The sequence below is a fragment of the Paenibacillus sp. B1-35 genome, from assembly GCF_050474385.1.
Lineage (GTDB): Bacteria > Bacillota > Bacilli > Paenibacillales > Paenibacillaceae > Paenibacillus_B > Paenibacillus_B alvei.
This window is the reverse complement of sequence record NZ_JBCHVJ010000005.1, coordinates 386,297-398,927: the sequence shown is the minus strand read 5'-3', so window position 1 is coordinate 398,927 and position 12,631 is coordinate 386,297. Positions and strand designations below refer to the sequence as shown.

8 protein-coding genes are annotated in these 12,631 nt (G+C 47.1%); 7 read left to right on the top strand and 1 reads right to left on the bottom strand.

What is annotated here, in order from left to right:
* Positions 1 to 43: 43 nt before the first annotated feature.
* Positions 44 to 793 (top strand): MerR family transcriptional regulator, encoded by a 750-nt coding sequence (locus tag ACQ5BJ_RS18440; RefSeq protein WP_005545201.1) that lies wholly within the window; start codon positions 44 to 46, stop codon positions 791 to 793.
* 86 nt (positions 794 to 879) lie between these two features.
* On the opposite strand, the gene ACQ5BJ_RS18435 is transcribed toward ACQ5BJ_RS18440, so the two are convergent.
* Positions 880 to 3,807 (bottom strand): DEAD/DEAH box helicase, encoded by a 2,928-nt coding sequence (locus ACQ5BJ_RS18435; RefSeq protein WP_430111863.1) that lies wholly within the window; start codon positions 3,805 to 3,807, stop codon positions 880 to 882.
* A gap of 456 nt (positions 3,808 to 4,263) precedes the next feature.
* Between ACQ5BJ_RS18435 and ACQ5BJ_RS18430 the strand changes: the two genes are divergently transcribed.
* The 6 genes from ACQ5BJ_RS18430 to ACQ5BJ_RS18405 all read left to right on the top strand — a co-directional run bounded on the left by ACQ5BJ_RS18430 (position 4,264) and on the right by ACQ5BJ_RS18405 (position 12,538).
* On the top strand, positions 4,264 to 5,811 hold the full coding sequence (locus ACQ5BJ_RS18430; protein WP_268599221.1) for a hypothetical protein: 1,548 nt from the start codon (positions 4,264 to 4,266) through the stop codon (positions 5,809 to 5,811).
* Between the two features lie 3 nt (positions 5,812 to 5,814).
* Positions 5,815 to 7,353 (top strand): hypothetical protein, encoded by a 1,539-nt coding sequence (locus ACQ5BJ_RS18425; protein ID WP_268599222.1) that lies wholly within the window; start codon positions 5,815 to 5,817, stop codon positions 7,351 to 7,353.
* Between the two features lie 10 nt (positions 7,354 to 7,363).
* Positions 7,364 to 8,614 carry a glycosyltransferase family 2 protein gene (locus ACQ5BJ_RS18420; protein ID WP_005545196.1) on the top strand — a complete coding sequence of 417 codons (1,251 nt, stop codon included), beginning with the start codon at positions 7,364 to 7,366 and terminating at the stop codon, positions 8,612 to 8,614.
* Between the two features lie 143 nt (positions 8,615 to 8,757).
* On the top strand, positions 8,758 to 10,866 hold the full coding sequence (locus ACQ5BJ_RS18415; protein ID WP_005545195.1) for a cellulose biosynthesis cyclic di-GMP-binding regulatory protein BcsB: 2,109 nt from the start codon (positions 8,758 to 8,760) through the stop codon (positions 10,864 to 10,866).
* Complete coding sequence (locus ACQ5BJ_RS18410; RefSeq protein ID WP_171417442.1) at positions 10,847 to 11,701, top strand: diguanylate cyclase domain-containing protein; 855 nt, start codon at positions 10,847 to 10,849, stop codon at positions 11,699 to 11,701. The genes ACQ5BJ_RS18415 and ACQ5BJ_RS18410 overlap by 20 nt, the downstream gene beginning before the upstream one ends.
* A gap of 156 nt (positions 11,702 to 11,857) precedes the next feature.
* Positions 11,858 to 12,538: a GGDEF domain-containing protein gene (locus ACQ5BJ_RS18405; RefSeq protein WP_430111860.1), complete on the top strand. Its 681-nt coding sequence runs from the start codon at positions 11,858 to 11,860 to the stop codon at positions 12,536 to 12,538.
* The last annotated feature ends 93 nt before the right edge of the window (positions 12,539 to 12,631 follow it).

The following is a 12,631-nucleotide window of genomic DNA, read 5'->3' as shown; positions in this document are numbered from 1 at the left end:
CACGTTACGTGATACTTTATAGTAAATGTCGAAGGGAGGTCGCATGGAGTCTATGAGAGTCAAAGAAGTGGCAGATATCACTGGCATTAGTGTGCGCACGCTGCATCATTATGATGAGATTGGGTTGTTGACGCCAGCCCATATTACCGAAGCGGGTTACCGACAGTATTCAGAAGACGATCTCGCTTTGCTGCAGCAAATTTTATTTTTCCGAGAGCTGGATTTCCCTTTGAAACAAATTAAAGAGATTATTTATAGTCCGAACTTCAATCAGGCAGAGGCGCTTGAGCTGCATCGCAGCATGCTGCTGGAGAAGCGCAGGCAGCTTGATGTCATGCTGGAAACATTAGATAGAACGATTCGGCATATGAAAGGAGAAATCGAAATGACAAATAAAGAGAAGTTCCAAGGTTTCGACTTCAGTCACAATCCCTATGAGCAGGAGGCCCGTGAAAGATGGGGCAGCAAGGCAGTGGATGAAGCGAATGCGAAGATCAGTAGCATGACGATGGAGCAGCAATCTTCCTTGTCGGAGAAGATGAATGCGATTTACACTCGCTTGGCAGCACTGCGCAATAGCGCACCAGAGTCGGAAGAGGCGCAAGCGGGAATCAAAGAATGGTTCGATTTCTTGAATTCGATGGGGAAATACACCCCTGAAGCATTCAAGGGCCTGGGCCAAATGTATGTGGATGACGAGCGATTCACAAAAAATATAGATAAGTTCGGTGAAGGCTTAGCAGCATTCATGCGAGACACAATGGCTGTGTTCGTGGATAAGCAATGTCAATAGGGACTCTCTTATAAAAGATGCAGAAAACCGAAACCCCCAGCGGCCAAACGGCTGGGGGTTTTTTGTAGTTGGCACCTGTACGGGGCTTATAAACTCAAAATGTCACGTATATCTTGTTCAGAAAGAGAAGCAAGAGCATCCTCTCCGGGCTGAATTACTTCTTCAATTAAATGTTTCTTTCTTTGTTGAATATCGTACATTTTGTCCTCGACAGTGCCTTGTGCAACGAGGCGCAACACTTGTACGACATTTTTCTGCCCGATTCGGTGTGCGCGATCAGCCGCTTGCTGTTCCACAGCAGGGTTCCACCATAGGTCATACAGAATGACCGTATCCGCCCCGGTCAAATTCAACCCCGTTCCGCCTGCCTTCAAGGAGGCTAAGAACAGCTCGCGCTCACCCGCATTGAATCGGCTGCACAGCTCCACTCGCTCAGCGCTTGGCGTCTGACCGTCCAAGTAGAAGTAGGACACGCCTTGTTCCGCCAGCTCTCGCTTTATAATGGCGAGCATTTCCGTGAACTGTGAGAAAATGAGCGGTCTTCGGCCAGCCTCTCTTGCTTCTGCGATTATCTCCAGCAGCTGTTCGAACTTCGCGGAGCTTCCCGCGTAATCCTCGACGAACAGGGCAGGATGGCAGCAGAGTTGGCGCAGCCTTGTAATGCCAGCGAGTATCTTAATACGACTCTTCTGGAACCCGTCCTCATCCAGATGCTTTAGAGTATCCTTCTGCAACTTGGCTAAGTAAGCAAGATACAGCTTCTTCTGCTCAGGCAGCAATTCTGATGCTTGCAGGGATTCGATTTTCTCCGGCAGCTCCTGCAATACATCTGTTTTTAATCTTCGCAGCAGGAACGGACGGGAGCGCTTCGCTACAACGTCGCGCGGAAGGTCGCTGAACTCCTTTCTCTCTGGGAACAAGCCCGGAAATACAGCATCGTAAATCGACCACAGCTCATCTAGCGAATTCTCTACTGGTGTTCCGGTAAGCGCGAAACGGTACATAGCTTGAAGTGCCTTCACAGCCTGTGCCGTTTGAGTCGTGTAATTTTTGAACGCTTGCGCTTCATCCAGAATGAGCGAGTGGAATGAGCGCTTGGCATACCATTCAATATCTCTGCGCAGCAGCGGATAGGATGTGATGATAACATCGGCTTGCTCAAGATGATTCAGCTTGCGGATGCGTTCCGTCTTGTTCCCGTCAGCAATGACAGTGCGAACCGAAGGAGCGAAGCGCATGAATTCGTTGCGCCAATTGTACATGAGCGACGCTGGACAGACGACGAGCGCAGGGAGCTCCTTTTTCTGAATGTCCGGCAGAACAGACATGATGAAGGCAATGCTTTGCAATGTCTTGCCGAGACCCATATCGTCCGCCAATATGCCGCCGAAGTGATAGTGCGCCAGCGTCTTCAGCCACTGGAACCCGTATGCTTGATATTCCCGCAGCACAGGAACGAGACTGTCCGGTACGGGAAATTCCAAATGATCCGGGTTGCGCAAATTCTCCAACAGCTTGCGCAAGGTTTTGCCAAACCGTACAACCTGCCGTTCTCCTTGGGAATCGACAAGATGCAGTCCTCGTATGACAGGGATCCGGAATTCTGCTCCTGAAGCCTCTCCCTGACGTAGGCCCACCTCGTTCATGAAGCGAATGATCTCTTGGAACTGTTCGCTTTCAAGCGGCATGAGCGAGCCGTTTGCCATTCGATAGTAGCGTCTTTTTTCTTCAATTGCCTTTAGCAGCTTGCGGATCTCTGCCTCTGATATTCCATCCAGTTCGAACTTGAATTCAAGCCAATCGGTACGTTCGTCCACATTGACTGAGATTTTGGGAGGAGAATTTGGAATGAACAGCCTTTCCTTCACGGCAGAAGTCGCATAGATGTGCAGGATTCGCTGCAACTGGGGAACAACGTGATACATGAATTCATATTCTGCATCCTCGTCTTCCAAGAAATATCCGCCTTCCGTCTTCACAAACGGCGACTGCTCCATAATTTCCAGTATCCGCTGCTCTTTCTCCGTATTTCGCATCAGAATTCGGTTCTCTGTGTGCTTTTGCCGATTTGGTTCCAGCGGATTAATGGAGACATCGCCGTAGTGAAATTCCAGCCCTGCAAGCAGGCGATCCCGTATGCGATCGAGATACAGCTTCGCTTGCAGTTCCGGCTGTACGACGCGATCGGCTATTGCTTGCGCAATGCGAACATTGCCGAGCTTCTGCAGTCCCGGGATTACTTTGTCCATGATTGGCCCAATCTGATTAGGCGATATAAGAATCCGTTGCTGGCGACCACTGCCCAACGTCTTCTTGAGGTCGACGAGCCGCTTGCATTGCTCAATCGGGGTCGGAATAAAGGCTCCATTAGCAATGACTGCTCCGTAGCTTTCCAGCACTGTCACTTGCTCTAATCCATGTACATCAATGCAGAACGACTCCTTATCCGCCTCATCCAGCCTGAATTGTATCGGGAGGGGCTCATCTATAACAGACAGTCCCTCAAAAATCGCTCCATCATGCGACAGAAGTACAGATGGAGCCTGTTGAAGAACAGGAAGCAGGGCATCCCACGAGTAAGGGGGAATGAGCAGCATTCGTTCATCGTTGCCCTGCTTGGCAAGAACGGCGGAATGCGGCATGTGCCGATATACATTTTCGTTGCGGTATATCGAGATCAACTGCTGGATAACGGCAAAATGCTCGGGATGAAAGCAGTGCAGTGCGGGGTCATAGGAGAAGTGTCTTGAAAAAACATAGCATTCCCCACGATCGATACAGCGCAGCAGTTCCCGAATATGCTTGACGATATACAGTCGCTGCGGCCCGACTCTCATTTCAACGGCCAAAAAGGCTTGCTCGCTGCCTGATGAAACCGGGAAGCAAGTGATTTCTAATTCCAGCGGCAGCCTGGTGTCGAATAAGGGGCGGACGCGGCTTGATTTGAGCGGAGTATCGTCAAATAAACCGAGTATTCGCTGGGCTAGCTGATCATCCCCCGATTCCATATTCATAGTAACGATTCTCCTTTCTGTATGTGAGACGAGATATATAGTGAACGCATGTTCGTGTGTGTCGATAGCTATATGATAACAGAAAGCAATTAAAAAGAAACAATAGGACTTTGGGACTACGTGATTATAGTCGAAATTAAGAATATATTCAGTGCCGATTGGTAAGATGGGAGTCAAAGTAAATCGTATAGGCTTGTTACCCGCATGAGCTCAGTGGAGCCATAACTGGAAAGTTGAAACCACTGACAGGATGTATGCAGGCATGTATAATAGGATCTGCAATGAAAGGGAGTTTTCAGAAAATACAAAAATTTTCCTTGATTCTCCAAGGATCATACAGGAATTCGTCGAATGTAATAGCGATTATACTTCTTTCAGACTGATTCCAGGGTGTTAAAAATAAGACCAACGTCTCATATTATGGGGCGTTATAGATAGGGAAAGGAGGCCGACCCGATGGCGGGCATATGGTCCAAAATGAAAATTGAGCAGAGACTGGAGTCCCTGCGCCGCTATGTCACGCCAGCACTGCTAGCTGCCGCGGGAGTATTTATAATTACCTGCATGGCATTATTTGTTCCCCCCTATATCGGCATGGCAGATAACGGCGACTATTTCCGCATCCTATACAGCAATGGCCTATACTTTAATGCGCCTGATTATGACAGCCAGTATTTTGGATATTTTATTAAGCAATATGGAATATTCCAATACTACAACGAGAATGCGGCAACATTGTTCTCTTCTCAATCGGTATTTATTAAAGCAGCGATTTGGCTTAATCAATTATTGTACAGCCATGAGATATTCGATATCCGCTTCCAAGCGGCTATTTTTCTGGTGTTGTATACCATTGCCGTATATTTGCTTGTGGAGAGCTTAACGTGGAAGGTTGCTTCCAAGTACGCATATCCGATATCCATTATCGCGATATTTTTATTCGGTGATACCGCATATACCGCTTACTTCAACTCCTTCTTTGGGGAGAGCGTTGTTTTCATTATGCTGATATTTGTGTTTGCCTCAGGGCTGCTCATCTATCGGAATCGATACAATGACTATGTCATGATGGGGGTACTGTTGGCCAGCGGATTGCTGTTGACAACAAGTAAACAACAGAACGCGCCACTTGGCATCATTCTCGGCATATTTGGCATCTTCCTTATCTTTATTCGGAAAAAAAGAACATACCGGGCATTGATGTCTTCAACGCTCGTACTTCTGCTTTTGGCCGGCATCGGCACCTACACGCTCATACCGAAGGAGTTCGTGAACATTAACCAATACCACGCGATGACGCGGGGAATATTGATGGGTTCCGATGATCCGGAATCGACATTGGAAAAATTCAATATGGACAAGCAGTACGCCATACTGAACAAAAGTATTTATTACGAGCTTTACACAACTGTAGATGTAGATTCTGAAATTTTAGAAAATCAATTCTACAGCAAATACGGATTTGTATCGATACTTGGCTATTACCTTACCCATCCTTCTAAAGCTATCGATATGCTGGATTTGGCCGCCAAGAGTGCATTCAAGATTCGTCCTCCTGCAATGGGCAATTACGAGCTATCAGTTGGAAAGCCATTTCGCGCTCAGACGTCGTTTTTTTCTGGCTACAGCATTCTGAAGGCCAAGATGGCGCCGAAAACATTCGGTTTCGTTACTTTATGGATTGTGCTTGTCACTGGACTGTATATGCCTTCCTTTATCGCTGCGATAAGGGCCAAGCAAATACGGCGCATGATCCGATTTACCTTCATTTTTATTATGATTTTGATGGGGTTGTCGGGAATCGCAGTATCCATTATTGGTGCAGGGGATGCCGATTTAGCGAAGCATGAATTTGTCTTTACGGCGGTTTTTGACCTTGTCACGTTTGTAACGGTGTCTGACGCGATACGCAGACGCTTATGGAGCAGACAGGATGAAGATTCTGCACTGCTTACTTCTGATACCGGCACTCATGTTCATGAGGGAGCCAAGGTGGTGATGTAACGCGTGATCCAAAAAAAATTCATAATATGGATGCTTGTAGTGATGCTTGGGTGTGGGATGCCATTGCCTATCCGAGCGGCAGAGCAAGCTGCCTCCAAGGTGCTGCTCATCTACGACAGCTTGGACAAAGGAACAACGCGAGAGGGGAATGTCGAGGCAATGCAGCGCCTGCTGGCTTCCTATGGCATCCAAGTTACGCTTGTTCGTTCTGACCATTATCAGCGGGGGCAGATGGACGCTTATGCAAAAGTGATAGGGATTCATAACTTAACTGATTTGAAGGAATCAAGTCAGGATTTTCTTCAAGATGTCGAACAGTATCGAGGTAAATATTTGCATATCGGTGCGAGAGTCCCGGAAGTGGTAACTGCAAGCTTGGAGCTTCGCGTCCGCAGCGGAGTCCCTGGCCCAATTCGAATCACGATTAACCGCTTTGTACAAGACGCAATCCGTACCGAGCAAGTGAGCATTATCGAGCATGCTGCGGGCACTCATTACGGGAGCCTCAGCTCAGCAGGCGCCCCGTCCGAACACCCTTATGGTGTGCGAAACGGCCGCTACGGCTATGCCGCTTACTTCGAGGGGGGCAACATCAGTGAGCTGGCAATGTCGCACTTGTTGCGGGACTGGCTGGGCATTGCAGGAGAGGCTCGCAGCTACGTTATTTTTAAGGAAATCTATCCGTTCTCAGACTTGCGGCTGCTGGAGCGGCTTGCCGACCGGATGTATGAGGCGGGAATCCCGTTCATCGCAAGTGTGCAGCCTGTGTTCATGAATACCGACTATCCGGCCATGAAGCGATATATGGAGACGCTGAAGTATGTCCAATCCCGCAAGGGAAGCATTATTGCGAATGCCCCAGTCGTAGCCTCGACGGTCAACCTACGCGATACGACATTGAAGGGAAAGATGGAAGGGTTCGTTGATGTGCTTGCAGACTATGGTGTTGCACCTTTGGGACTTGGAGCAGATTTCTACTGGACATATGACCAAAGGTACGCAGAAGAGGGCATGAGCTTTACGGACTCGGTCGTGTTGTTTCCAAATAAGACGTTGAAGTACAGAGTCAAGACGAATGAGTCTAAGGCGTTTTCGTTCTCCGCATACAGCATGCAGCCTGAATTTTTGAAGCAATTCGGTCATTCCGGGACTTTAGTGCCTGCGATGCCTATGAATACAGCATTAACCTTTGATCTTCCCAATACAGAGGAGAAGATGAACGACATCGTAGAGCAATTGGAGAGCAGTTGGATATCGTTTTCTGATTATAAACAAGCCCCACATACCGTTCGTACGCCTAACAGCATCATTATGTCCCGAGGCGGCAGTGTGACCATTAACGGACAGGGTGTAAACTTAGATGTCGTGATCAAGAAGGTAAGCTCGGATTTTGCATATAAGGAAAAAGAAGTGAAGAGCTTCGAGACCTTGTTTAATGTACAGAACAAAATTTTTATTGTCATTATTATTCTGACGCTTATTGCGTTCACAGGGTTCCTCATCGTGGGGAAGCGGCTGTACAAGCGCAAATATTACAAATAAGGAGATAGCCATGACGACTGCAGATATTTTAATGCTCATAGCGGTTATCTGTATTTGGTCGCTCTTGCTTGTCAACGTCGTTCTTATCATTGCAGGTTACTTGTACTACATCAAAATCGAGAACGAGGAAGTGCCGGAAATTAAGGGTGAGGCTCCATTCGTCTCTATCATGGTGCCTGCCCATAATGAAGGAAAGGTCATCACGAAGACGGTGGAGTCACTATTGGCGCTGGATTATCCTCATGATCGATACGAGATTATTGTTATCAATGATAATTCATCAGATAACAGCAGCGAACTGCTGGGCAATTTGCAGCACAAGCATGAGGGTCGCAATCTGATAGTCATTAACACGGATGCGGTGACGGGGGGCAAAGGCAAGTCCAACGCGCTCAATATCGGATTCAAGCGGAGTCGAGGCGAACTGATTGCTATCTATGACGCAGACAATACGCCGGAGAAGACAGCTCTTCGCTATCTGGTAGCAGAGATTACGAATGACGATACGCTTGGTGCGGTAATCGGCAAGTTCCGTACCCGCAACCGCAACACGAACCTGCTTACGCGCTTTATTAACATCGAGACGCTGTCGTTCCAATGGATGGCTCAGGCTGGGCGATGGAAACTATTCAAGCTGTGTACGATTCCGGGGACGAACTTCATTATGCGGCGCAGTATCGTGGAAAGCATAGGCGGCTGGGATGTAAAGGCGATTGCTGAGGATACGGAAATTAGCTTTCGCATTTACATGATGGGGTATCGAATTAAGTTTCAGCCGAAGTCTGTAACATGGGAACAGGAGCCACAGACGGTAAAGGTGTGGTTCAAACAGCGAACGCGCTGGGCAAAGGGCAATATTTACGTCATTATCAAAAACATTCCACTGCTTTTTGACCGAAAGGCACGAAATATTCGCTTCGACATTCTCTATTTTTTATCGATTTACTTTTTGCTGCTTACCTCATTAGTCATGTCCGATATTTTGCTCATTCTGCATGCCTTAGGTTACGTGCATACGACGATAGCCGGCTTTAGCTCCTTCTTATGGCTGCTGGCCATCACGTTGTTCATCTTAGGGACTTATATTACGCTAATCACGGAAAAGGGGGAGATGGTGCTCTCCAATCTGTGGATCATTATGCTGATGTATGTATCGTATTGCCAGATGTGGATGGTCGTAGCCGCTTATGGGCTCTATAACTATGTGAAGGACTTATTATTCAAGCGGGAGGTCAAGTGGTACAAAACAGAACGCTTTTAGAAAGTTGATTTTGAACACGTAGTATTTTAGGAAGTAACTCTTTTGATCACGCAGCATGTTGACCATTTTGACCCGCATGTATAAGGAACTCGTTCGATGACGGAATACTCATTATATGAAGAAAAGACAGGAGAGAGAAGCTTGTGAATAAACGGTGGATCGTAGTCGGCATGACTTGCTTGTCCTTGTTATTGGGACAGCTTGGACAGGCCTCGGCAGCTGTGGCTCCCACAATGGGCTCTGCTCAACTGAATACGTATGAAGAGACATTTTCAAGTGCGGACACCTCTTTGTCCGGAATTATGTCCTCTAGACAGTTCAACTTTCAAACTGAAGAGTATTGGAAGGTTGACGAAGTTAAGATCCATGTCGATTATAAGGCATCGCCTTTGACGAAAAGAGAACGATCCAGCGTAACGCTGGCATTGAATGGAAAGAAGTTTCATTCCTTCCGTCCCGAAGTCAGCGATGATCCAAAACGTCGGCTTACGGTATCCGTCCCGAAGGAACTGCTGGTAAAAGGAAATAATACATTAACGATCGAAGGCTATATTGTTACTACTGACGCAAATCAAATTTGTATGCCGTCGGAGAAGCGTGACAACTGGCTGCAGCTGTTTGCGACGTCAGGCGCTTCCATTCGATATACGAGTGAGGCGATTAAGCCAAGCATTCGCGATTTTAGCCGCCATTTTACGGGCATGGATACGATCAGCACAGGGCTTAGCGCGATTGCGATACCTAGGAACAGCAGCTCTGCTGAGCTGGAGTCGGCCGTATATGCACTTACAGGCTTTGCGAAGCAAAATAGGCTGAAGCAAAAACAAATTCCGATGTATGCATTCGACACTGACGCCTTAAAGGGGAAAAAAGCAGTTGTGGCTGTGGCCTTGTACAATCAGCTGCCAGCGGCTTGGAAGAGTGAACTGGGCAAAGTAGATGTCGCACAAGCTGCGGTGATCCGTGTGATTCGAACCGATACACAGCCGACTCTTGTCGTTACTTCTCAGGATCCTGCTATGCTGGTGAAGGCAGGACGATTGCTGGCAAATCAAGAACTGGTCAAGCAGTTGGACGGGGATACGAAAATTGTATCGGGGGATACGGATGTTGCGACGCCTGAAGTCAGCATTAGCAGGGACATGAAGCTTACCGACAATGGCGACAAGCTGAAAGGCTGGATGCATCAAGAGAAATCATACTTCATTTCGCTTCCAGCCAACCGCACGATTGCCGAGGCGAGCAAAATCCATCTGGATATGCGATATGCGACTAATCTCGATTTTGATCGCTCCATGGTTACGGTGCTCATTAACAACACGCCGATCGGCAGCAAGAAACTGAGTATGGATCTAGCCAACAAGGATACATTAACTTTGCCGATTCCAAACAATTTAGATGTAACAGGTAGCTTTACGATCACGGTTGCATTTGACTTGGAGCTTCAAAATGTCGTGTGCATGGAACCTCAGGATGAGATGCCTTGGGCATTTATTACGAAGGATTCAGTACTGCAGTTGAAAACGAAGGATAAGACAGAGCTGTTGTTCGACAGTTATCCGAATCCATTCCTTCGTGACGGCAGCTTCAATCAAGTTGCGGTTGTGATGCCGAAAAATCCAGATATGTATACGTACCAGTCGTTGGGGAATGTATTCAATCTTCTTGGCCAATATGCCGAAGGCAATGCAGGAGAAGTTCGCTTCTTCGCGGATCAAGCATCTGCTTCCGACCTGAAGGCACATAATGTGATTGCAATTGGCAGCTATAACAATAATAAAATTATCCGGGATAACAATGATAAATTGTATTTTAAATACGGAGCGAATGGCGAAGGGTTTGTCTCCAACGAGAAGATGAGCGTGGACGCGGATTACGGCAAGCGATTAGGCACGCTTCAATTGATCGAGTCTCCGTATGAGGAAGGCCGAGGCTTGCTGGCTATTAGTGGCCCGAGCACCGAATATGATTATTTGGCCTCCAAGCTGCTGGCCAGTGATAATGCGAAGTGGAGAATATACGGAGATGGCGTAGCCACGAACAAGGACGGCGACATCCACGCCTTCCGCTTCAAGAAGCAGGCAGAGCAGCAAGCTACCTCGATTATGGATCAGGTACTGCAGCGTGGAGACGTTCTGGGCTTTATGGTAGCTACTATGCTTATCGGTTTGCTCGTGATCGTATCTCTCATTTTCATCATTCGCAAATACCGCAAAAAACGGGGGGCTGACGATGAAACGAAATCAAAGTAGTCTTCTGTCAGATGGTGCCTTCTTGCTATGGTTTTTGCTGAGCTTTGTATGCATTGCATTTACGGTGGGTGAGCCGAGCCGCTACATCATGAACATGATCCTGCTTAATGTAGCCTTCCTCATCGCCATCGTTACGTACTTCACGAGTGTGACGACAGGGTTAGTCCTAAATATTGTGTTTCTATTCGGATATGGGACGTTTACATTGTATCAGACTGTCGTGGAGGGAGGAGTCGTTGGAGCCCACAATTATTTCTGGCTTATCATGACGCCGGCCTTTACCGTGGTTAGTGCTATGCTTACCCATGGAAATCGAAAATTGCAAGCGGATAACGAACAATTGGAACGTAAAAATGCATCTCTGGCGACGATGGATGAAAGCACAGACTTGAAAAATAGCCGCTCATTCCAAAAAGATGCCAAAGTGTTCATGGCTTTGTCCACGCGATATCATATTCCGCTGACACTGCTTGTCGTACAGGTGAGATATTGGGACGAACTGAAGCGAATGGTTAGTGAAGAACAAATGTCAAAAATGATCTATGATGTGTCTAAGCTGAGTGAGACAAGCATACGTATGAACGACTCGCTATACATGCTGAATACAGAGAATCCGACATGGGGCCTGCTGCTGTTCACCGACCGTGACGGAGCCAATGTCGTTATCGAGAGGTTGAAGGAGAAGGTTGCTTCCTTTAATAATGTAGAATTTGCGGGTAAGTACAAAATCGAGTTGAGTCTTATCGTAGGTGCTTTGGAATATTCTCCTGAGACGGTACCCACACCGTTGGAATTCATATCGCAAGCTAGAAGACAGATGGAGTACGATGTATAAAAGCTGCTAAGGTTTTGCGGCAGTTAACGCTTCGCGATGACCATTCACCCTATGTGGATGGTCTTTTATTTAGAAAGAAAATGTAGTAGGCTTGGTTTCAGTAAATGTTCAGTGAGTTGGAATATAATGTTGATTAACGATATTCCGAGGTGGAGCATGAAGAAATGTAAGGGCAGGGCACTGCTGTTTATTATGTCATTGATTCCAATTGGATCACTGCATGTGTATTTATCCATTCATGACGTAAACCATTTGTTTATTATGATTATGTCAACATTTGCTATTGTGGTTTCGTGGCAAGTTGGCAAATATATTGATAAGCTGCGATATGAGCGAGATACGGATCCGCTAACAAAGGCCTATACTCGTCGCGCGGCCCAGCGCATCTTCCGTAAGCTCTCTAAAAGAGCTGCCAGCGCCAACCGCAAGTTGGCAGTCTATTTTGTTGATGTGGACAACTTCAAGACGGTTAACGATAATTACGGTCATCATGTCGGAGACACGATGCTGAAGAAAATAAGCAGCCAGCTACTGCAGCTCAAGATTCGAGACAAGCAGGTTGCGCGCTGGGGAGGCGATGAATTCGTCATTATGGTGCCATGCGCGAACGATCAGGAAGCACATGTTGTGCAGCATGCGTTGTTATCTCATATACAGCTTCCAGCCATTGATGAACAGACCCCTTTGACGATTTCCGTCGGATGCTCAACTTTCCCAAATCAAGGCCGGAGCTTGAATGAACTGGTGGACATTGCGGACAAGCAAATGCTTTGGAACAAGCGGCAGGGCAAGTCGGATGTCAATCGGAAACGCTGCTCCTGCGAATGGACATGCTAAGAGGCATGATATTATTCGGTTTGAATTTCTCTTAAATAGCATCAACATAAAAACAGCCTGATATCCGATAACGGATAATCAGGCTGTTTTTAC

What these genes read in the sequence shown, in the direction of transcription:
- ACQ5BJ_RS18410 (WP_171417442.1), top strand. Translation starts at nt 10,847, where the DNA reads ATGAAACGAAATCAAAGTAGTCTTCTGTCAGATGGTGCCTTCTTGCTA.
- ACQ5BJ_RS18435 (WP_430111863.1), bottom strand. Translation starts at nt 3,807, where the DNA reads ATGAATATGGAATCGGGGGATGATCAGCTAGCCCAGCGAATACTCGGT.
- ACQ5BJ_RS18440 (WP_005545201.1), top strand. Translation starts at nt 44, where the DNA reads ATGGAGTCTATGAGAGTCAAAGAAGTGGCAGATATCACTGGCATTAGT.
- ACQ5BJ_RS18430 (WP_268599221.1), top strand. Translation starts at nt 4,264, where the DNA reads ATGGCGGGCATATGGTCCAAAATGAAAATTGAGCAGAGACTGGAGTCC.
- ACQ5BJ_RS18420 (WP_005545196.1), top strand. Translation starts at nt 7,364, where the DNA reads ATGACGACTGCAGATATTTTAATGCTCATAGCGGTTATCTGTATTTGG.
- ACQ5BJ_RS18405 (WP_430111860.1), top strand. Translation starts at nt 11,858, where the DNA reads ATGAAGAAATGTAAGGGCAGGGCACTGCTGTTTATTATGTCATTGATT.